General features: G+C 54.8%; 21 protein-coding genes and 4 pseudogenes. 16 read left to right on the top strand and 9 right to left on the bottom strand.

The features are described from left to right. The coding region (locus PACILC2_RS12735; RefSeq protein ID WP_213529056.1) for a hypothetical protein at positions 1-222 on the top strand (222 nt) is incomplete at its 5' end. Then, complete coding sequence (locus PACILC2_RS12740; protein ID WP_213529057.1) at positions 198-539, top strand: hypothetical protein; 342 nt, start codon at positions 198-200, stop codon at positions 537-539. The genes PACILC2_RS12735 and PACILC2_RS12740, both read left to right, overlap by 25 nt. A gap of 44 nt (positions 540-583) precedes the next feature. On the opposite strand, the gene thpR is transcribed toward PACILC2_RS12740, so the two are convergent. Beyond that, complete coding sequence (thpR, locus tag PACILC2_RS12745; protein WP_213529058.1) at positions 584-1,168, bottom strand: RNA 2',3'-cyclic phosphodiesterase; 585 nt, start codon at positions 1,166-1,168, stop codon at positions 584-586. Between the two features lie 119 nt (positions 1,169-1,287). On the opposite strand from thpR, the pseudogene serC reads away from it, so the two are divergent. After that, positions 1,288-2,375, top strand: a pseudogene (gene serC, locus PACILC2_RS12750) (3-phosphoserine/phosphohydroxythreonine transaminase). A gap of 84 nt (positions 2,376-2,459) precedes the next feature. Here the strand turns inward: serC and PACILC2_RS12755 are convergent. Then, positions 2,460-3,176: a response regulator transcription factor gene (locus PACILC2_RS12755; RefSeq protein ID WP_062491617.1), complete on the bottom strand. Its 717-nt coding sequence runs from the start codon at positions 3,174-3,176 to the stop codon at positions 2,460-2,462. A gap of 115 nt (positions 3,177-3,291) precedes the next feature. On the opposite strand from PACILC2_RS12755, the gene trmL reads away from it, so the two are divergent. Next, positions 3,292-3,756 (top strand): tRNA (uridine(34)/cytosine(34)/5-carboxymethylaminomethyluridine(34)-2'-O)-methyltransferase TrmL, encoded by a 465-nt coding sequence (gene trmL, locus PACILC2_RS12760; protein ID WP_213529059.1) that lies wholly within the window; start codon positions 3,292-3,294, stop codon positions 3,754-3,756. A 125-nt stretch (positions 3,757-3,881) separates the two neighbouring features. Further along, positions 3,882-4,130, top strand: coding sequence for an AbrB/MazE/SpoVT family DNA-binding domain-containing protein (locus PACILC2_RS12765; RefSeq protein WP_213529081.1), 249 nt, complete (start codon positions 3,882-3,884; stop codon positions 4,128-4,130). Positions 4,131-4,514: 384 nt separating this feature from the next. On the opposite strand, the gene PACILC2_RS12770 is transcribed toward PACILC2_RS12765, so the two are convergent. The 5 genes and pseudogenes from PACILC2_RS12770 to PACILC2_RS12785 all read right to left on the bottom strand — a co-directional run bounded on the left by PACILC2_RS12770 (position 4,515) and on the right by PACILC2_RS12785 (position 7,903). Beyond that, positions 4,515-6,128, bottom strand: a complete 1,614-nt coding sequence (locus tag PACILC2_RS12770; RefSeq protein WP_213529060.1) for a response regulator — start codon at positions 6,126-6,128, stop codon at positions 4,515-4,517. Further along, the gene (locus PACILC2_RS28000) at positions 6,125-6,247 is read right to left on the bottom strand and encodes a hypothetical protein (RefSeq protein ID WP_280515312.1); all 123 of its coding nucleotides are present in this window, start codon (positions 6,245-6,247) and stop codon (positions 6,125-6,127) included. The genes PACILC2_RS12770 and PACILC2_RS28000 overlap by 4 nt, the downstream gene beginning before the upstream one ends. Beyond that, on the bottom strand, positions 6,235-6,531 hold the full coding sequence (locus PACILC2_RS28005) for a sensor histidine kinase (protein ID WP_372447123.1): 297 nt from the start codon (positions 6,529-6,531) through the stop codon (positions 6,235-6,237). Before PACILC2_RS28005 ends, PACILC2_RS28000 begins: the two co-directional genes overlap by 13 nt. Before the next feature lie 75 nt (positions 6,532-6,606). Beyond that, positions 6,607-7,496, bottom strand: a pseudogene (locus tag PACILC2_RS28010) (cache domain-containing sensor histidine kinase); the annotation flags it as partial. 50 nt (positions 7,497-7,546) lie between these two features. Further along, entirely contained in the window at positions 7,547-7,903 is a 357-nt protein-coding gene (locus PACILC2_RS12785; protein WP_213529063.1) for a hypothetical protein, read from the bottom strand. 201 nt (positions 7,904-8,104) lie between these two features. On the opposite strand from PACILC2_RS12785, the gene PACILC2_RS12790 reads away from it, so the two are divergent. The 4 genes and pseudogenes from PACILC2_RS12790 to PACILC2_RS12805 all read left to right on the top strand — a co-directional run bounded on the left by PACILC2_RS12790 (position 8,105) and on the right by PACILC2_RS12805 (position 12,640). Continuing rightward, positions 8,105-8,986: a carbohydrate ABC transporter permease gene (locus PACILC2_RS12790; RefSeq protein WP_062491627.1), complete on the top strand. Its 882-nt coding sequence runs from the start codon at positions 8,105-8,107 to the stop codon at positions 8,984-8,986. Then, a complete protein-coding gene (locus tag PACILC2_RS12795; RefSeq protein ID WP_062491629.1) occupies positions 8,986-9,819 on the top strand; it encodes a carbohydrate ABC transporter permease in 834 nt (277 codons plus the stop codon). The genes PACILC2_RS12790 and PACILC2_RS12795 overlap by 1 nt, the downstream gene beginning before the upstream one ends. Before the next feature lie 101 nt (positions 9,820-9,920). Beyond that, a pseudogene (locus PACILC2_RS12800) lies at positions 9,921-11,212 on the top strand (ABC transporter substrate-binding protein). A gap of 231 nt (positions 11,213-11,443) precedes the next feature. After that, positions 11,444-12,640, top strand: a complete 1,197-nt coding sequence (locus tag PACILC2_RS12805; protein ID WP_213529064.1) for an aminotransferase-like domain-containing protein — start codon at positions 11,444-11,446, stop codon at positions 12,638-12,640. Positions 12,641-12,701: 61 nt separating this feature from the next. Here the strand turns inward: PACILC2_RS12805 and PACILC2_RS12810 are convergent, their stop codons facing one another. Both PACILC2_RS12810 and PACILC2_RS12815 read right to left on the bottom strand, forming a co-directional pair. Beyond that, a complete protein-coding gene (locus PACILC2_RS12810; protein WP_213529065.1) occupies positions 12,702-13,112 on the bottom strand; it encodes a Rieske (2Fe-2S) protein in 411 nt (136 codons plus the stop codon). After that, complete coding sequence (locus tag PACILC2_RS12815; protein ID WP_307860578.1) at positions 13,081-13,677, bottom strand: DUF2161 domain-containing phosphodiesterase; 597 nt, start codon at positions 13,675-13,677, stop codon at positions 13,081-13,083. Before PACILC2_RS12815 ends, PACILC2_RS12810 begins: the two co-directional genes overlap by 32 nt. Before the next feature lie 435 nt (positions 13,678-14,112). Between PACILC2_RS12815 and PACILC2_RS12820 the strand changes: the two are divergent. The 7 genes and pseudogenes from PACILC2_RS12820 (at position 14,113) to PACILC2_RS12850 (ending at position 20,733) form a co-directional block, all read left to right on the top strand. After that, positions 14,113-16,006, top strand: a pseudogene (locus PACILC2_RS12820) (PrkA family serine protein kinase). A 454-nt stretch (positions 16,007-16,460) separates the two neighbouring features. After that, a complete protein-coding gene (locus PACILC2_RS12825) occupies positions 16,461-16,934 on the top strand; it encodes a hypothetical protein (protein ID WP_213529066.1) in 474 nt (157 codons plus the stop codon). Next, a complete protein-coding gene (locus PACILC2_RS12830; protein WP_213529067.1) occupies positions 16,927-17,454 on the top strand; it encodes an accessory gene regulator ArgB-like protein in 528 nt (175 codons plus the stop codon). Before PACILC2_RS12825 ends, PACILC2_RS12830 begins: the two co-directional genes overlap by 8 nt. Next, positions 17,451-17,642, top strand: a complete 192-nt coding sequence (locus PACILC2_RS12835; protein WP_213529068.1) for a cyclic lactone autoinducer peptide — start codon at positions 17,451-17,453, stop codon at positions 17,640-17,642. The genes PACILC2_RS12830 and PACILC2_RS12835 overlap by 4 nt, the downstream gene beginning before the upstream one ends. After that, positions 17,620-18,018: a LytTR family transcriptional regulator DNA-binding domain-containing protein gene (locus PACILC2_RS12840; RefSeq protein WP_062491643.1), complete on the top strand. Its 399-nt coding sequence runs from the start codon at positions 17,620-17,622 to the stop codon at positions 18,016-18,018. The genes PACILC2_RS12835 and PACILC2_RS12840 overlap by 23 nt, the downstream gene beginning before the upstream one ends. 207 nt (positions 18,019-18,225) lie before the next feature. Beyond that, positions 18,226-19,569 carry an MATE family efflux transporter gene (locus PACILC2_RS12845; RefSeq protein ID WP_213529069.1) on the top strand — a complete coding sequence of 448 codons (1,344 nt, stop codon included), beginning with the start codon at positions 18,226-18,228 and terminating at the stop codon, positions 19,567-19,569. A gap of 150 nt (positions 19,570-19,719) precedes the next feature. Then, positions 19,720-20,733 (top strand): globin-coupled sensor protein, encoded by a 1,014-nt coding sequence (locus PACILC2_RS12850; RefSeq protein ID WP_213529070.1) that lies wholly within the window; start codon positions 19,720-19,722, stop codon positions 20,731-20,733. Positions 20,734-20,737 lie beyond the last annotated feature (4 nt).

The raw sequence follows: 20,737 nt of genomic DNA on the forward strand, positions 1-20,737 counted from the left end.
GTTTCCCAACAGCCTGAAAAATGCAGGATTTTTGGCCCGAATAGACGCCTATGGTGCAAAATCCTGCGAAAATACAGTAATTTTTTACAATTTTTGCTTATTCGGTTTAATCGGAACAAAATTCCTGTACAATCGCAGGAATTTTTGCATTTTGGTTATTTTATCCCAGGAAAAATTGCACTTTTGCAGCTTTTGGCGTGGAAGACCGAGGCATTGGCATGATAGCCCGACGACATTGGCGCGGAAGACCAATTGCCTTCCATTCTTCGAAAGATTATAAAGCGCTTATTCGAACGAAGGAATATAATGCGCTGATAAATAGATCTACGGTTACCGACTCGGTTTTTGCACCGCGCAACGTTAAAATCGAAACGAGGGAATGCGATGACCAGGAAAATGGGCTTGGCCAAAATGGGCTTGGCCATAAGATTTTCAGTTGCGGCATTATTCTTCGTATTGCTGCTTTCTTGCGTGAATCACATACGCAAGGTACGCTCTGGTATATCGTGACGGACGAACTCGAAGCGGATCTGCACTAACCGCCGATAAAAGCCGCCAACCGCCGCCTCAAGCGGCGGTTTTTTTACGGTCGAACGCCGCCAAGCGGCACCACGGCCAGCGGCTCGTACATCGGGCTGCGTCCGAGATGGGAGCGATACAGCACGATGTCGCGAACCTCCCAGGACAAAGCGCCCGCATCGGACGGTTCGGGCCAGACCGCGTCGTCCGCGGCAAGCGGTCCGGTCCCCGCATACTTTCGCGCCAGCGTCAGATGAGGCCGGTACGGACGGGAGTCGGGGCGGAAGAGGCCGGTCCGCTCAAGCTGCTCGCCGAGCGCGCGATGCAGCCGTTCCAGCCGCATCTGCTCGCCGCCGACGCCCAGCCACAGTACCGCGGGAGCCGCGGCATTTCCGAACGTTCCGATACCGGACAGGCTTAGGGTGAACGGCGCCGAAGCGGCGGCCGACTCGCGAATGGCAGCTTCGAGGCGCGGAACGTCGGCGGGAGCGCAGTCGCCAATAAAATGAAGCGTAATATGCCAGTCGTCGGGATGCGTCCGCCTTTTGAACGGCAGCGCCGCCATTCGATCGGAAACGCCATTCCGCACGGCGTCCCGGACACGTTCGGGCAAGGAAATTGCAGTGAAAAGACGAATATTCTCGTTCATAAATCAGTTCTCCGTTCGTATTTTTTGCAGTTGGTGCCGGTTTGGCACTTGATGGGCGCTATGAAAATTTGCTACAATTAGCGGTATCATTCATTTATTAGAGACAGGAGTGGGGTACGGTGACCCAACGCGCTTACAATTTCAATGCGGGTCCGGCTGCGTTGCCGCTCGACGTATTGAAACAGGCACAAGAGCAGTTTGTCGATTTCAACGGCGCCGGCATGTCCATCATGGAAATGTCGCACCGCAGCGCGCAATACGAGCAGGTGCACGAAGAAACGGCGTCGCTCATGCGCGAATTGTTCGGCATTCCGGACAATTATCATGTCCTGTTCCTTCAGGGCGGCGCCAGCACGCAGTTTGCCATGCTGCCGATGAATCTGCTGCGTCCCGGCCGTCCCGGCGCTTATATTATGACCGGAAGCTGGGCCGATAAAGCGCTGAAGGAAGCGAAGCTGATCGGCGAAACCGCGATCGCCGCATCGACCGAAGGCGACCGTTTCACGCGAATGCCCGATTCGTCGGAGATTCGCATTCCGGAGCATGCGGCCTATGTTCATCTTACATCAAACGAGACGATCGAGGGTACACAATACGCCGTCTATCCGGATACGGGCAGCGTCCCGCTCGTGGCCGATATGTCGAGCGATATTTTGAGCCGTCCCGTCGACGTGTCCCAATTCGGCGTCATCTATGCCGGCGCGCAAAAAATCTCGGCCCTTCGGGCGTCACCGTCGTCATTATTCGCGACGATCTGGCGGCGGAGAGCCCAGAAGGCGTGCCGACGATGCTGCGGTACAGCACGCATGCGAAAAACCGCTCGCTCTACAATACGCCGCCGTCGTTCTCGATCTATATGGTCAATCTGGTGCTGAAATGGATCAAGTCGAACGGAGGCGTCGCCGCCATAGAGCGCCAAAACCGCGAAAAGACCGATCTCATTTATAACGTGATCGATGCCAGCGGCGGTTTTTACCGGGGCGTTGCCCATCCGGCCAGCCGTTCGCGGATGAACGTGACATTCCGCCTCGGCGACGAGGAGCTGGAGAAAAAGTTTGTGAAGGAATCGGAGGCGGAAGGCTTCGTCGGATTGAAGGGCCATCGCAGCGTCGGCGGACTTCGCGCTTCGACCTACAACGCGGTGCCTTACGAAAGCTGCAAGGCGCTTGCCGATTTTATGAACGAATTTTTGCGCAGACACGGATAAGCAACGTTTCCCGACCGGTTGAAACAGGCAGACCGCCCGATCCTTCGATCACTGCCGAAGGGACGGGCGGTCTTCTGCCTTGCTTCAGGCCGGAGAAGAATCCATGACGTTCGGTCCGGTCAGCTTGTAGCCGACGTTGCGAACCGTCATAATATATTCCGGCGTGCGGGCGTTCTTCTCGATTTTGTCGCGCAGATGGCTGATGTGGACATCGACGATTCGCGTATCGCCGAGAAAATGGTAGTCCCATACGCCGTGCAGCAGCTGCTGCCTGCTGAGCACCTTGCCGCGATGCCGGCAAAGAAAGAGCAGCAGCTCGAATTCCTTCGGCGTCAGCTCGACCGGCTGGCCGCCGACGCTGACCTCGCGCTGAGCCGGCTTTACCGTCAGCCGGCCGATTTCGAACGGCGCCTCTTCGGCCGCTCCCGGCTGCGCGGTCACGCGGCGGAATATCGCCTCGATGCGGGATATAAGCTCCTGCGGGCTGAATGGCTTGGTCATATAATCGTCAGCGCCGTTATCGAGACCGGCGATTTTGTCGGTGACGTCCTGCAGCGCGGTCAGCATAATAATCGGGACGGCGTTGTTCTGCTTGCGCAGCGTGCGGCATACGTCGATGCCGCCCATCTTCGGAAGCATCAGGTCGAGCACGATCAGGTCGGGGCGGAACGGCTTCAGGGAATCGAATACCGCCTCGCCGTCGTGCACGCAGCGAACTTCGTATCCGGCAAGCTTCAGGTTGAACTCGATAAGCATGGAGATAGAGGGCTCGTCGTCAACAACCAAAATTTTCTTTTTCACGTCTCGTCTTCTCCTTTGCCTCCTGATCTTGCTTGCTATTATCGCAAAGGAGCTTTATCCGGCTATTAAACGGACGTTAAGCGGGTGTAAAATTATTTTTTTACCGAGGTGAAATATGGCGTATCACATTGTGCTGGTCGAGCCTGAAATTCCCGCCAACACCGGCAACATCGCGAGAACTTGCGCGGCGACGGGAACGCATCTGCATCTCGTGCGCCCGCTCGGCTTTCGCACCGACGACCGGACGCTGAAGCGGGCCGGGCTCGATTACTGGCATGCGGTGCATGTGCACTACTACGACTGCTTCGAGGAGGTGCGGCAGGCGTATCCGGACGGCCGCTTCTTCTTCGCTTCCACTCGCGCCGCCAGGCGCTATTGCGACTTCGCCTATCGGGACGGGGATTTGTTCGTATTCGGCAAGGAAACGAAAGGACTGCCGCAGCAGCTGCTGGACGCGAATCCCGAAACCTGCATTCGGCTGCCGATGACATCCGCTGTCCGCTCGCTCAATTTGGCCAATTCGGCCGCGATCGTCGTTTACGAGGCGTTGCGGCAAAATGGATTTCCGGGGATGGTCTGACGCAACTATGCGCCGTTTTTTCGTATAACCAAGTAGCAGTTCAAAAGGGCTAGAAATCGAGTGAAATGCAAGGTTCTCAGGAATGGCTGTAGACTAGACAAGACAATAGAAGAGGTGATCGTTTGATGAAACCGGCAGGTGTGGTCCGCAAGGTGGATCAACTCGGCCGTATTGTGCTTCCCAAGTCGCTGCGCAAACGGTATCAGATGAACGAAGGAGACCCGGTTGAAATTCTGGTTCAGGGCGACCATATTATATTGGAAAGGTATCGTCCCCGTTGCGTATTCTGCGGCTCGATGGACAACGTGTGCGAATTCAAGGAACGTTATTTGTGCTCCGCCTGCCTGACAGAAATGAAACAGCTTCGCCGCTAAGCCAGCTGACCGAAAAAGCATCCTGCTATGCAAGAAGCTTCCTCGCGCGCCGCGCGGGAAGCTTCTTGATCGAGCATATATTCCGGGAAAACGATGCTTCGCCGCCGCAGGCGGCGAAGCATCGTTTTGCTTTTCACAATCTAACGCCGGCTTAAAGACCTTTCGTTTTGTCGTCGTTGTATGCCGCTGTCAGCATGGCGATGATGAAAAGCAGAAATACGGTCATAATGATAATAAACGTTTGGGTGATTTCCATCGCTGTTCACCTCCGTAACTGTTTAATATTATACCCAACAGCCTGGCAAAAAGAAACGTAAAAAGTTGTGAACAGATTGTTACGCCGCATCCCTTTCGGCGGTCGTCCGGTTCTTGTCGTTTCATATTTTACGGAAGCTTTTTACGGTAACGGGCCGGCGATTCGCCGGTCTGTTTTTTGAACACTTTGCTGAAATATTTTTCGTCGGCGTATCCGACCATCTCGGCGATATCCGCGATTTTAAGCGTCCGGTTGCCGAGCAGCCGCTTCGCTTTGTCGACACGCAGCCTTTCCACGAATTCGGTGAGCGTCTCGCCCATTTCCTGCCGGAATTTGCGGGAGACGTATTCGCGGCTCAGAAAGAAGCGGCTCGCAAGCCGCTGCAGCGACAAATCTTCGCCGAGATGCTGCTCGATATAGCGAATCATATCGCCGATCACATGCCGCTCCTGCCGCATGGCGGCGGCGGTTGATTTGGCGATTGCCGCAAGCCGCTCCTTCCATATGCGCCCGGTCTCCTCCAGCGACAGCCGGCCTTGCTCGTCGAACGCGAACGGCAATGTTCCTCCGTCCGTTTCTTCGTGCGCATCGGGAGCAGGCGCGGACCGGCTTTCGAACCATTTGGACTTCATCATTCGATACTGCCGCGTCCACAATTCGAGATGCGCCGGCGTCACCGCCGGAAGCGAGCGCACGGCGTCCAGCCAGCGGTCGACGGCCGCTTCCAGCTCCGCGAGATCGAGCGCGAGGAGCGCGGTATGAATCGCTTCTTCCATGTCGGTCAATTGCGGAACCGGACCGGTCTTGCTGTCCGGCGGTTGCGGAGCGTGCGCAAACGGCCTGTCCGACAGCAGGTTGCGCTGCATGAGCGCCTGACGGGCGCGCTGCACCGACTGCGCTATGCCGCCCGGAAGCGGCTCCTCGCTGCCGATACCGGCATGGACCGGAGCGCGAAACGTCGAGAATATCGCCTGCATGATCTCTTCCGTCCGGCTTGGCGCAAGGGACGGCGCCGTCCAGAAGAGGATGACGATTTCATCCGTCGAGCCGAACGGGCGAAACGCATAGCCGGCCGACCAGCGGTCGTGAACGAGGTCGTTCGCGATATTGGCGACCGCATAGGCCAGCAGCTCCCGGTCGCCGCGAAACCGCCGCAGCAGCGGCGCCGGAACGGCATCCAGCCCGATGACCGCCGCAATGCCGCTCTTTGCCCGCTGGAAGCCGGGAAAATCCTGATACAGTTGCTGTTTCGCATCGTCGGCTTCCTTCGTATTGTGAAACAGCTGGCTGAACAGATAGTCGCGGTAGACCGGCTTGAACCGGTTTATGGCGATTCCCTGCTCGACCTCGTGCCGCCGTTTCAGCTCGAGCTTCCGTCTGGCGTCGACCGCCCGCATCACCGCTTCCTCCAGCTCTGCCGGATCGATCGGCTTTAATAAATAATCTTTTCCCCCGTATTTCATCGTATGACGCACATAGTCGAAATCATCGTAGCCGCTGATGACGATCACTTCCGTATCGGGCCGGTGCGCCTGAATCCATTCCATCAGCGACAGACCGCTGGATATCGGCATATGAATATCGGTCAGCACGATGTCGATCGGCTGTTCCTGCATCGTTCGTTTCGCTTCTTCTCCGTTATCCGCTTCGAATATGCGCCGAAAGCCGCGTTCCTCCCACGGAAACAGCAGCTTGACCGCATCCCGCGCATGCTGTTCGTCATCTACGATCAACACGTTCATGCCGGCTCGCCTCCTCCGTTATGCTGCGGGACAAGCAGCGTAATCCGCAGTCCGCGCCCTGGCCGGGATTCCAGCTTCATTGCCGCGTCCGGTCCGGCGTGCAGCCTCAGCCTGGACATGACATTGTACAGGCCGATATGTCCGTCTTCGCGGCGGGACGGCAGACTTTGCTCTTCCGGTTTTCGATTTCGTCAAGCAGCGTGCGCAGCTCCTGCAGCTTCGCTTCGGGTATGCCGGGGCCGTCGTCCTCGACCTGGATGGCAGCATGCCGGCCCTGGCGAAATGTCGAGATCCAGACCCGAATTTGCCCGCCGACCGGATCGAAAGCGTGCTTGAACACATTTTCCACCAAAGGCTGCAGCACCATGCGAGGAACGGCGAGCGCCGCCGTATCCGGCGCCATGCTGATCTCGTAGGCCAGCTTGTCGCCAAACCGCCGCTTCTGAAGTTCCAGATAAGCCTGCGTATGCTCGATTTCCTGTGAAAGTTGAACGATACTTTCGGACGTATTCATCGAATAACGCATCATTTGCCGAGCAGCATGACCAGGTGATAGACATCCCGTGCTCCGCTTTGCAGGGCGGCCGTGCCGATCGACTGCAGCGCGTTGTAAATGAAGTGCGGCTGCACCTGCGCCTGCAGCGCTTTTAGCTGATTCGTCTTGCTGGCCAGCTCCAGCCGGTATTCCCGCAGCACGAGGTTGTTGATCGTCTCCATCATCAGCCGAAAGCGGCGGGCCAGAATGCCGATTTCATCCTCGCGGGTCAGCCGGATGTCGGTTTCGAGCTCGCCCGATTGGATCCGGTTCACGTATCCGGTCAGTTTTTTGAGCGGGGACGTGATCCAGAAAGAGACGAAGATAGCGGCGGCCGCGGCGACGATCAGCGAGCATCCGAGCACGAACGTATTGACGGCCGTTACTTGCCGGGTGCCCGCCTGCAGCAGCTTGTCCGGTATCCGCTTGATGAGCGTCCAGTTCATGCCGTTGTCCGTCAGCCGCTCGTACACATAGATGCCGGAATGTCCTTCTTCCTTGTAGGATTGATGGCCCCGCGTCTGCCCGCCGGCCAGCGCCTCCCGCACCCATGCCTCGTTCAGCCGTTTGCCGCGCTTGCGTTCATCGGGTCCGTATACGATCGTGCCGTCCTCCGTCAGCAAATATAGTTCCTCCAGACCGGGATCGTACAAATTTCGACAAATGTCGTCGATGACTTCGGTCGTCAAATCGATCGCGAGCGTGCCGATCGGTTTGAATGAAGGCACCTGCACAATTTTTCGATGAATGGTAATGACAGGCTTGGGCGCATAATAAGGCAGTGTCTGCATGCCGTAAAGATGGCTCTGATGCGCCGGATCGATTTTCGTCATCTCCGTTTCCGGTATGGCCGAGCCATAAGGCTCCAGCTGATGCGCTTTCTTCAAGTTGCCTTTGACGACAAGGTACCCTTTTCCGCAGCAGCCGCATGAAGATACACTTGATAAATCTCTTTCATCGAGTTGCCGATTGACAGCAGGCTCCGGTTGACGACCTGTTCGGACAAATAATCGTCGCGTCCCTGCTCCAAAATTTTGTACAAGGTATCGCCGAATTGCGTGTCGTTGTAGGGGAGCAGCGTCGTCTCGTAGGCCATGTCGAAATAGTTGTTCAAGTTCGTTTTGCCCTGGTAGATCAAATTCGAAGCCTGACGAACCGCCTCGTCGGATACGATTCGTTCGGTGCGCGCATTCGTCGCCAGGATGGAAGCGAGCATCGGCAGCCCGATGGCAAGGAGCAAAAGACGATCAGCTTGGTGCGGATGCTGCGTTTCAGCCAGTTCAGCTTCATGGCGGGTACCCTCCTTTTGACTACAAGTAGTATAGGCAATCATGGGTGGCAGATCAATATGTTCCACCTATCATGTCACCATTGTCGGTGGGCCGGGCCGCGGAACCGCATTATACTCAAAGCAAAAACCGGGAAAGGGGAGATCCTAGACATGAACAAAAACTTTCTATCGAGGGAATGGGTTCAGCAGATCGTCTTCACCGGCCCGGCGGTGCTGGCTTTCGCCCTTATCGTAGCGCTTCCCTTTTTCATGGGGATGTATTATTCGTTTACGAACTGGAACGGCGTTTCGGACACGGCTTCGTTCGTCGGCTTCGACAACTTCGTGACGGTGTGGCAGGATCAGGGCTTCCGCGATTCGTTCGCGTTTACGGTCCGGTTTACCGTCGTCGCGGTCGTATTGACGAATCTTGTCGGATTTGTGCTGGCGCTCCTGCTGTCCGCGCCGTTGAAATCGCGGAATGTGCTGAGGACGCTGTTCTTTATGCCGAACGTGATCGGCGGCCTGCTGCTCGGCTTTATCTGGCAGTTCATCTTCGTCCGCGGCTTCGCCTCGATCGGGAAGGCGACGGGCCTGTCCTTCTTTCAACTGCCCTGGCTCGGGGACGAGCCTACCGCATTTTGGGCCGTCGTCATCGTCAGCGTATGGCATGGCGCAGGCTATCTTATGGTCATCTATATCGCTTCGCTGATCAACGTGCCGAAAGATCTGAACGAAGCGGCCGCCATTGACGGCGCGACCGCCTGGCAGCGGCTTCGGCATATTACGGTGCCGCTCATTATGCCGGCCGTTACGATTTCGCTGTTTTTGGCGCTGTCGTGGTCGTTCAAAACGTTCGACGTCATCTTGTCGCTGACGAAAGGCGGGCCGTACAACTCGACGCAGTCGGTTGCGCTGAACATTTATCTGGAGGCGTTCCAGAATAACCGCTACGGGCTCGGAACGGCCAAAGCATTCATTTTCTTCATCGTTGTCGCGTTGATTTCGACCTTACAGGTATGGCTGACGAAACGCCGGGAGGTGCAGGCTTAATGACGAATCGTTACAACTGGCGAACGCTGCTGCTGGAACTGATCGCCATTCTGGCCATGCTGCTGTTTATGGTGCCGTTCTATTTCCTGGGTAGCAATTCGCTCAAGACGTTCGGCGAAATTTTGCTGGACGCCGCCACGCTGCCGAAATCGCTCAATTTCAGCAACTACGAGCGGGCCTGGGACATTATGAAATTCCCGCAGGCGTTCTGGAATTCGCTGCTCATTACGGTCACGAGCGTCGCCGGACTGGTCGTCATCAGCGCGATGGCGGCGTACAAAATGGTGCGGCGTCCGAACAAGCTGAACAATACGCTGTTTCTCATGTTCGTCGCGGCGATGGTCATTCCGTTCCAGTCGATCATGATTCCGCTTATGAAGGTGGCCGGCTGGTTCGGCCTGACGAACAGCATGTGGGGATTGTGGCTTTGCTATATGGGCTTCGGTTCATCGCTGACGATTTTTCTGTTTCACGGCTTCGTGAAATCGATTCCGGTCGAGATCGAAGAATCGGCGGTCGTGGACGGCTGCTCGCCGTACGGCGTATTTTGGCGCATCGTCTTCCCGCTGCTCAAACCGATGACGGCCACCGTGCTGCTGCTGAACAGCCTGTGGATCTGGAACGACTTCCTGCTGCCGAACCTGATCATCGGCGGCGAGCGGACGCTCAGGACGATTCCGCTTTCGACCTACTCGTTCTTCGGCCAGTATACGAAGCAGTGGGATCTCGCGCTGGCGGCGCTCGTGATGGGCATCATTCCGATCATTATTTTCTTCCTGTCGCTCCAGAAGTATATTATAGAAGGCATTACGGCAGGATCGGTCAAAGGCTAACATCCTCCACCTTTTTGTTCAACATTCTCGGTGTTGGCGGTTTCAGGCGCGGACTATACTGAATATGGAATTGCGAAAGCGAAAAAAGGAGGGTTCTTCAGATGAAAAAGAGAGCGATGCTGGTGTTCCTCATCGTTGCCCTGACGGCCGTTTTGGCGGCGTGCGGCTCGAAGAACGACGGGGGAAGCGGAGCGGCGAACGACAATCAGGAAGGCAAGCCGGTTACGATTAAGATTTTCCAGTTTAAAGTCGAAATTGCCGAAGCGCTCGAGCGCTTGAAGGAAGAATACGAGAAGGAAAATCCGAACGTCAAGCTTGAAATCGAAACGGTCGGAGGCGGCGCGGATTACGGGGCTGCACTCAAGGCCAAATTCGCTGCCGGAGAGAAGCCCGATATTTTCAACAACGGCGGGTATCAGGAGCTGAATACGTGGATCGAGCATCTGGAAGATCTGTCGGATCAGCCGTGGGTAGCGGACACGCTTGACGTGGCGAAGGAGCCGATGACCAAGGACGGCAAATCTACGGCATGCCGCTCGGCCTCGAAGGATACGGCCTGATCTACAATAAGGACTTGTTCGCTCAGGCCGGCATTACGGAGCTGCCGAAGACGATCAGCGAGCTCGAAGAAGCGGCGAAGAAGCTGAAGGCGGCAGGCATTACGCCGTTCGCCAACGGCTTCGGCGAATGGTGGGTGCTCGGCAACCATAACTTCAATATCGCCATCGCCAACCAGGACGACCCGCGGGGCTATGTCGAGTCGCTGAACGCGGGCACAGGCAAAATCGCCGGCAATCCGGTATTCGAGCAATGGGCGGATCTGCTGGATTTGATGCTGAAGTACAGCAACGAAAACCCGCTGACGACCGACTATAACACGCAAGTTACGCTGTTTGCCAGCGGGCAGGCGGCGATGATGCAGCAGGGCAACTGGACGCAGGTGCAGGTTGACAGCATCAATCCGGATTTGAATATCGGCGTGCTGCCGATGCCGATTAGCGACAACGCGGAGCAATCGGACAAGCTGCCTGTCGGCGTGCCGAACAACTGGGTTGTAAACAAAAATTCGCCGGTGAAGGAAGAGGCAAAGGCGTTCCTGAACTGGATGGTAACATCTGATATCGGCAAGAAGTACATGCTTGAGGAATTCAAGTTCATCCCGGCGTTCAAATCGATCGAAGTGACGGATCCGACCATACTCGGCGATATGGCGAACGAAATTATCGCGTACAGCAAAGACAACAAGACACTCGGCTGGTACTGGTTCCTGTACCCGGAAGGCTTGCCGCAGGAGCTCGGTTCGACGATGCAGGCCTACATCGCGGGCAAGCTGGACCGCAACGGCATGTTCAAAGCTTTCGAGACCAGCTGGAACAATTTGCGGCAAAAGTAAGACGGCGGGTTCGCTCCCGCGATAGGCAGGGTGAAGCGGCGCATCCGGTCCCGTAACCGGACGCGCCGCTTTTTTATATGCTCCGCTTCGGGCTGTTCTGTGCCGGCCCGGAAAAGCGGGGGCGACCGGCCGCGTTCGGGCGGCTCCCTTTGCGAACGTGCCTTGCAGTTGCCTGCCGGAAGCGATAAGCGTAATATGTAATTATGCATAGAGTCGCTAAGGAGGATCACCATGAACTATCAGTTTGCGGGCCGCATGCAGCAATTGAAATCGTCGGCTGTAAGAGATATTTTGAAGCTGACGCAAGGCCGGGAAATTATTTCATTCGCAGGGGGGCTGCCGGCGGAAGAGCTGTTTCCGCTGGAAGCGGTTCGCGAGGCTGCGGACAGAGTATTCGCTTCGGGCCGCCAATCGCTGCAGTACGGGTTGACGGAAGGCTTCACGCCGCTGAGGGAGCAGCTGTGCGACCGGATGGCGGCCAAGGGAATGCAGGTGCACCCGGATCAGATGATTTTGACGACGGGCTCGCAGCAGGCGATCGATCTGGTCGTCAAAGTGCTGACCGATCCCGGCGATACGGTTCTCGTCGAGACGCCGACCTATCTCGCCGCTTTGCAGGTGTTTCAACTGTATGGATTGCAAGTCGAGGCGGTGGAATGCGACGAGCAAGGCATGATTCTCGAAGATGCCGAACGGCTGATACGGGAACGTCGCCCGCGGCTTATCTATGCCGTTCCGACGTTCGGCAATCCGACGGGACGGGTATGGAGTGAAGAGCGGCGCCGCGGCATGCTGGAGCTGTGCATCCGGTACGGCGTTCCGTTTCTCGAGGATGATCCTTACGGCGACATCAAATTCGACGAATCGGCACATTATCCGACGCTGTTCTCCATGCAGCAACATTCGGAGGGCGGGCCGGTCATCTATACCGGCACGTTCTCGAAGACGGTGGCGCCGGCGCTGCGCACCGGCTGGGCGATCGCCGACAGCCGCATCATCCGCATGATGGCCAAGGCGAAGCAAGCGGCCGATCTCCATTCCAGCACGCTCGATCAGCAGACGCTCGATCAATTGCTGCGGCACTTCCCGCTCGACCGGCATATACGCGCCATCGCCCGCATATACGGCGAACGCATGCTCGAAATGAGCGCGCTGATCAAGCGTCAAGGCTGGAAGGATGTGCGCTTTAGCGAGCCGAAAGGCGGCATGTTCCTGTGGCTGGAGCTGCCGGAAGGTCTGGACAGCGAGGCGCTGCTGCGCTGCTCGGTCGGCAAGGGCATCGCCTTCGTGCCCGGCGCTTCGTTCTACGCCTCCGAGCCGAAGCGGAACACGGCCCGCCTTAATTATACGCATAGCACGGGCGAACGCCTTGCCGCCGGCATCGAACGGTTCGCCGAGGCGCTTGCCGAATTTACCGCCCGCTGCTAGCGGCGGCGATCATCGCGCCTATACGGAAGGGGCTGTTCCCTGCGTCATGAGCGTTTGTACGTCATGAGCGTGACCGGGAACAAGCCCCTTTTTCGGCATTGCTGCGTTCGGCACTCCGCCCGATCGTCCCGGATTTAACGGATTTCCCGTCCGGAAAATCGGCGTACAGCCGCCCGTCCCGCACGAACACCGGAGCGCAGGCCAGCTTCTCGCCGTCCACATTGGTGCACTCGCCCGATTGCATATCGAACGTCCAGAAATGCATCGGGCAGACGAACTCGGTGCCGTAAACGCGCACCTCGCCGCCGGCGTGCGGGCAAATGGCGGAGATGAGGCGGTACGGCTCTGCGGAGCTTTCGGCGTTTTTCACGATAAAATAAGGCTCGTTGTCCACTTCCACCGGCGCGGGAAAAGCTTCAAAGTCGGCTTCGGCGCCGAGATCACGGGCGGCTTCGGCGGGTTTGTCGTTCATCGGACGATTCCTCCTTCGTTTTTGTGGCCAGCCATTCGGACAATACGTCGGCATACTCCTTCAGAGCGGCTTCGCCGGCGGGGCGCAGCCTGTAGAGACCGCGTCCGATCCGCTCGAACCAGCCGTAATAATTGTTGCGAAGCATGGGCCCCGTCTTCGGATAATCGATATGCGCCGCAACCTGGCTTGGCGACAGCGGTCCGTACGCCGCCAGCGCCCAGGCGCAACGGAGCGCCCGTTCCCGGTAGACGGTGACGAGCTTGCGTTTCGCGCTGCCGCCGACATTGTAATCGCCGCTTCGCTCGCGAAATTCATTCAGCAGCCGGGCTTTGCGGGCAGGGCGCGCGCCGCGCAAGGGGGGTTCGCCAGGCTCGCAAAGCATCTCGACGCGAGGCGGCTTCGTCTTGAACATGGTCACCGTCATCAGGCCGAGACCGAGCATTCGGCATAACTCGGCCAAATCGCCGAACCGCTGATTGTGAGCCCCGCTTTTCTTGCGGTTCCGTTCGACGGCCAGCACGACGCGGTCGCTGATTCGCAACCGCTCGATGCCTTGCAGCAGCAACGCGAGATTGAACGTTTTTTCATTTCCACGATAACGGTTTCGTCAACGGTTTCGTCTTCGGACGGCCGGACCGCTACAAGATCGCAATGGAGCACCTCGCTTCGAACGACGTAGCCGCGTTGTTCGTAATACGCTTTGATCGGTTCGTAGAGCTCCGCTTCCTGCTTGACGGCCACTTGCATTCCCCTTTCCACGATGTCCGGATCCCGTTTGTCTCCTGTCCCATTATACCAAAGGAGCGCTCAGCCGTGCTCCCATATTTCGGCAGCGCGTCGTTTTTTGAAGGATATGCGCATAAATTTTAGAGCAACTTCCCGTCCGGCCCCGCATACTTATGTAATACTTCCAAAAAATCGTCAACTCGTCAGCGGGCTTGCTACAATCCCAAGGCGGTGAAAAATAAAGCAACTTCGGGTACGATGGGAGGAGCATGGCATGGATATTTTCAAACGGATATCGGCTTACAAGGCCGAATATGAAAAATTGGCGTGGAGCGGGACGTTTAAAGAGTATATTGAAAAGCTGCGCAGTGACCCTTCGCCGGCCATGACGGCTCACGCGCGAGTATATGAGATGATCGCCTCTTACGGAATCGAAGAAGTGAACGGACAGAAGCGGTACAAATTTTTCGAGCAGGAAATTTTCGGATTGGACCGGGCGATCGAAAAGCTGGTGGAAGAATATTTTCATTCGGCCGCCCGCCGTCTCGATGTGCGGAAGCGGATCCTGCTGCTGATGGGGCCGGTTAGCGGGGGGAAATCGACGATTGTGACGATGCTCAAAAAAGGGCTCGAGCGCTTCTCCCGCACTGACCGCGGAGCCGTATACGCCATTAAAGGCTGCCCGATGCACGAGGAGCCGCTGCATCTGATCCCTCATGAGCTGCGTCCCGAAGTGGAGCGCGAGCTCGGCGTACGCATCGAGGGCAATTTGTGCCCGTCGTGCCAGATGCGGCTCAGGACCGAATATGACGGCAATATCGAACAGGTGATGGTGGAGCGGGTGCTCATCTCCGAAGACAACCGCGTCGGCATCGGGACGTTCAGCCCTTCCGACCCGAAATCGCAGGATATCGCCGATCTGACCGGCAGCATCGACTTTTCGACCATTACCGAATACGGGTCGGAGTCCGATCCCCGCGCCTACCGGTTTGACGGCGAGCTGAACAAGGCCAACCGCGGCTTGATGGAATTCCAGGAAATGCTCAAGTGCGACGAAAAGTTTCTGTGGAACCTGCTGTCGCTGACGCAGGAGGGCAATTTCAAGGCCGGCAGGTTCGCCCTGATCTCGGCGGATGAGCTCATTGTGGCGCATACGAACGAGTCGGAGTACAAATCGTTCATTGCCAATAAGAAGAACGAAGCGCTGCAGTCGCGGATGATCGTCATGCCGATTCCGTATAACCTGAAAGTGACGGAAGAAGAGAAAATTTACGCCAAGCTGATCGGCCAGAGCGACATGAAGCATATTCATATCTCTCCCCATGCGCTGCGAGCCGCCGCGATTTTCTCCATTCTGACCCGGCTCAAGGAAACGAAGAAGCAGGGGATGGATCTGGTCAAAAAATGCGGATGTACGACGGCGAGGAAGTCGAGGGCTACAAGGAAGCCGATCTCAAGGAGATGCAAAACGAATATACCGAGGAAGGGATGTCCGGCGTCGATCCGCGCTACGTCATCAACCGGATTTCGAGTGCTCTGATCAGGCAGGACCTGCAGTGCATCAATGCGCTTGACGTGCTGCGGGCGCTGAAGGACGGCCTGGACCAGCATCCGTCGATTACGAAGGAGGAGCGGGAGAAATATTTGAATTTCATCTCGATCGCCCGCAAGGAATACGACACCCTGGCCAAGAAGGAAGTGCAGAAGGCGTTCGTCTATTCGTTCGAGGAGTCCGCGCGCACGCTGTTCGACAACTACCTGGACAATGTCGAAGCCTATTGCAACTGGATGAAAATCAAGGACCCGCTGACCGGGGAGGAGCTTGATCCGGACGAAAGACTGATGCGTTCCATCGAGGAGCAAATCGGCATTTCCGAAAATGCGAAAAAGCGTTCCGCGAAGAAATATTGATCCGCATCTCCTCTTATGCGCGCAAAGGGAGGAAATTCGACTATTCCAGTCATGACCGGCTGCGCGAGGCGATCGAGAAGAAGCTGTTCACGGATTTGAAGGATATTGTCAAAATTACGACGTCGACGAAGACGCCGGACGAAATGCAGCTCAAGCGAATCAACGAAGTGACGTCGCGGCTGATCGACGAGCACGGTTATTGCCCGGTATGCGCGAATGAACTGCTGCGTTACGTGGGAAGCTTGCTGAACCGGTAAATCTGCGCCGACCTTTCGAGATAGATCTTTTGTAAATATCGCCATACGTTGATGAACGCCGTCCAGGCGTTTTTTCTTTTATGGAGGGGGTTGTCGGGACGGCCCGCCGCGCTTTGCCGTCTTGCGGCCGGCGGACATTTGCAGGACAATATTCTTAGGTCTGAGGTCAGAGAAAAAAACGCAAATCTTAATCTGATTCTAGTATTTCTGCAACGTTTGCATTATAATGGTATTAACAAGATGTGGTGTTTATCCGAAGGAACTGAATCCATTATGAATGTCGTACTATTCGTTATTTTCTCCTCACTCGAATACTTTTCAATTTTCATTTTCCTTTTTGTATTATTCAGGTTTGATGTAAAAGAACATTTATTTAATATAACCGTTTGTTCAGTCGTTATGGCTTTAATTTCTCATATGTTTATGCTTCAAGGCATTAGCAACCTTTCGATATTTGCCCAATTTTTCTTTTGTTGTTTTTCTCTCGTCTTATGCTGCGAACGAGTTTTTCAATACTGCAATTATGTTGCTAATATCTTATATTGGTTTTGCAATGAGCCAGACGGCTATTATTGCTCTTTACAGAATGAACCAGCACAATGTAGAAATTATACCCTACACCAAAAATGTATATATCGTTCAAATTGTTTCGGCTATCGTTATTTGTATAATCGCTGCTTATATTCGTATTAATAAAGGCGGGTTTAGTTTTATTGACCGAGATGGTCGGCGAAGAACCAAGATATTTATTAAAGACAATTTTCGTATTCTCATTGCCGTAGTTGTTTCAATATTGATATTTATTATAGCGAACATATGGATTTTGCTTTCCGAAAATCCGCCGTACTATACGATTTCACTCGGTTTGCTGGTGGCTCTGTTGTTTTTGATTTATTTATCCATTAAAAAGGATGAGTTAGATGATTGAGTCTATCGCAGACAGGATTGCAATCATGATAAAGAGAACCGCACCCCAAGAAACAGCCAGCGTTCCGGTTATGAGATTTGCATTAATTGCGATCATTAATACTGCTGCCGCTTTATTATTGGCGTTCTCAATCAGCTTGTTCTTGTCAACGTTATGGGAAACGGTGTTCGCTGCTTTTGCCTTTATGGTTTTGCGTTTTTTTTCAGGTGGATTTCACCTACAATCATCGACATTATGTACAATCGCTTCAGCTCTTTTGCTAACGACTATTCCCTTGCTTCCGTTTTCTGACGATAGTATTTTTTGGGGGACGGTGCTAAGCGTTATACTTCTTCTAATATTCGCACCTTCCAATATTAAAAATCATGCAAGAATTCCTGAACGATACTTTCCATTGTTAAAAGTCTCGTCTATATTGATAGCAGGTAGCAACTTCATTTTTCATAACCCAATTTTATGTTATAGTTTCTTGTTTCAAGCTCTGCTAACGATTACTATAAGAAGGGAGGTTAAAAAATGAAGAAGAGTCTTGCCGTAGGAGCTTCGAAACTGCTGGCGCTGATTGCCGTACTCTTTGTAAGTACAGCTTCTGCATGGGTTCTGCACAGACCAGAAATCCCTGAAGAATTGCAAAATAATCGGATGACCTTAGTGTTTTTGGTTTTCCGGTTGGAGGTGACGCAGCATGAAAGTCCCATTGCTCAGTGACACAGGCCAACCGAGTATTATCGACATAAACGAAGTTCTTATTATCAAGACGACATCCAATGGTCCTGAGTTCCATACGAAAGAAGGAGTTTATTATTTCCCCTCGACTGCAAAAGAATTGATGGAGCTGTTTGCCGATTACGGCTTCGATAAACTGGACCGCTGCAATCTGGTCAACATGAATTTGGCCCAAGCCTATGACGAAAAGCAGCGGAAGGTTTATTTTGAAAACCCGTGGGACAAGCATAGCCAATATGCCAGCGTCTCGGAAGCGAACCAGAAGAAGGTTCAGCACCTTATTCGCGAATCCGAAGACACGAAGGTTGCCTACAAAGGTCTTTCCTCCAGGTTCCGTATCGGAAAGAGCTCTACATAAGCCGCCTGATGGCGGCTTTTTTTCTGCAGGGACTTACTCGCCCGCGCTACCCCGGTCTCACAGCCCATTAATGTTCCTCCTGCCGGTCCGAATGCGAATACATTTTTTGGCCGATTTCACTCAAAAAGAGCTTTGTTTCCTTCTTGACAGTATTCGCCAACCTGATGCAGAATAGGATTCAGTTCTTACGGAAACGGAGTCTATCGAATGCTTGCGAATTGGAGAAAAATATTACTGCTTGCGATCCCGTCTTTCGTGTCGTTCGCTACGGCTACCGTAACGGGAACGATCAATCTCATTATGATCGGCGATCTCGGCTATCTCGTCATCGCCGTCGTCGGTGTCGTCAACATTATTATGTATAACGCTTTCGCGCTATTTTCGGGCATCGGCCATACGGTCAATTATTTGGTCGCCCAAAATTACGGTGCGGGCGATATGCGCAAAGGGATCGAACGAACTTATCTCGCGTTTTACCTTTGTTTCGCTTTTGCGTTTCTTTTGATCGTGTTCGGATTGACGCTTTCCGACGAGGTGCTGCGTCTGACAGGAGGTTCCGAGGAATTGGTCAGCACGGGCACTCTGTATTTGCAGCTGCGTTTCTACGCCATGTCGTTCGGCATTATCAATTTCGTATTTCACGGTTTCCTGCGGGGAATCGGTTCGACTACGCTTTCGATGATCATTTCGCTTATCGGCAACGGGCTCATGATCTTTTTTACTTATGCGCTTACATTCGGCGCGTTCGGCTTTCCCGAGCTCGGCCTGATGGGCACCGGTCTGGCCGTTATGATCGGCGAAGCGGTGCAGACGTTGATCAGTGCATACGTCTTTTTCTTCGTCCTGAACAAACGTTTCCCGACAAGGATGCGCGCGAAGCCGGATTGGGCCGAGATGAAGCTGATAACCAAGGAAAGCGGAAAGCTCGGTCTGCAGGAATTTCAAATGAGTCTGACGATGTTCATCTTCACCGTCTTCGTCGCAAGACTCGGCAACCAGGCGCTCGCCGCGAACGAAATCGCGCTCAATGTCATGTCTTTCGGCTTTATGCCCGCTTTTGCCTTCGGGGCGACGGCAACGATACTGGTCGGCCAATACGTCGGCGAAGGACAGCCGCTTAAAGGGCGCCGTGCCGGTACGGACACGGCCATTTTGGGGACGATCTTTCTGCTCGTACTCGGGACGGTGGAGATGATTTGGGCTGAGCCGATCGCCATGCTGTACGCCAAGGAGCGCGAAGTATACGAGCTGGCGGCGTATTTGATTCAACTGTCGGCCTATCTGCAAATTTTCGACGGATTTCTGAATTTCTATGCCGGGGGACTGCGCGGCATCGGCGATTCAACCTATTTGATGCGGTTCTCCTTTGTCGTCAGCTGGTTTTTATTCGTGCCGCTGGCCTACTTGCTCATTTTCGTGCTGGATATGGGCAGCGTCGGCGCGTGGCTTTCGCTATATACGTATCTGACCGTATTCGGCATCGGTCTGGCGATCCGCTTCTACCGGACCGATTGGCTGAACGTCCGGCTGAAGGAAGCATCCCATTCCTGATGCCGCCGCAGCAACCGTCCCGTACCGCCGTACGGGGAAGCACCGGTCCGTTTCGGGACTTCGGATTCATGTTTTAGGAATAATTTACTTTCAATTTCTCCGAATGAAGCCGATATAGAAAATAGACAGATATGTGAAAGGACCGATGACATGATCAATGTTTCCGCACAACGCAAAGTCCAGATCGAGTATACCGGCATAACGGAAGAGGATTTGCGTCTTCTTGCCGCAAGCCGTCCGATATTCGAACAGCTTGCAGACGTCGTAGTGGACCGTCTGTACGCGCATATTCAGAAGCAGCCGTATTTGATGTCTATCATTGAACGCTTCAGTACGATCGAGCGATTGAAAGAGACGCAAAAAGAATACTGGTTGTCGATCACCTCGGGCGTCATTGACGACGCATTCATCGAAAACCGGATCCGCGTCGGCCTGATTCACTCCCGAATCGGGTTGACGACGGACTGGTACTTGGGTACATACATGATTTATCTGGATATTGCCACGCCGGCACTGGAGGCCGCTTCCCCCGACCGGTGGCGCTCGATCGTGCATGCGCTCAGCAAAATGTTCAATTTCGATTCGCAGCTGGTGCTGGAAGCTTATCTGCAGCAGGAGCAGCAGCAGCTGAAGGAGCTGGCCGATACGCGCAAACAGCTGCTCGGAACCATTACCCAAACGGTGCAGGAGTTGGCGGGGATGGTGGTCGAGCTTGACGAGGGCGCCCAGACGATCGCGGAGACGGCTGTGTCGACATCGCAGGCGCAGGACAAGACGAATCAACTCTTGAGCGATCTGCGGGAAAATATCGAAGGCATTACCGAGATGGGCGAGCTGATCCGGGACATCTCCGACCAAACGCATCTGCTCGGCTTGAATGCCGCCATCGAAGCGGCGCGGGCCGGAGAGCAGGGGCGGGGCTTCGAGGTCGTGGCCAACGAAGTGCGCAAGCTGGCGGGATCGTCGCGGGAAGCGCTGGAGCGCATCGAATCGCGGCTTGCCGAGATTGAGGCGAAAATCGCGGAGGTTCGCAAGGAATCGGAGGCTACGACGGAAATGGCCGACAGGCAAGCGGCAAGGTCGCAGGAGCTGGCCGCCTATGTGCAAATGATCGAGAAAATAACGAAAGAATTGCAGAAGTGGATTGACTTGACGTCCGACTAGGAAT

This window comes from Paenibacillus cisolokensis, from assembly GCF_018403665.1.
Classification (GTDB): Bacteria; Bacillota; Bacilli; order Paenibacillales; family Paenibacillaceae; genus Paenibacillus_AH; species Paenibacillus_AH cisolokensis.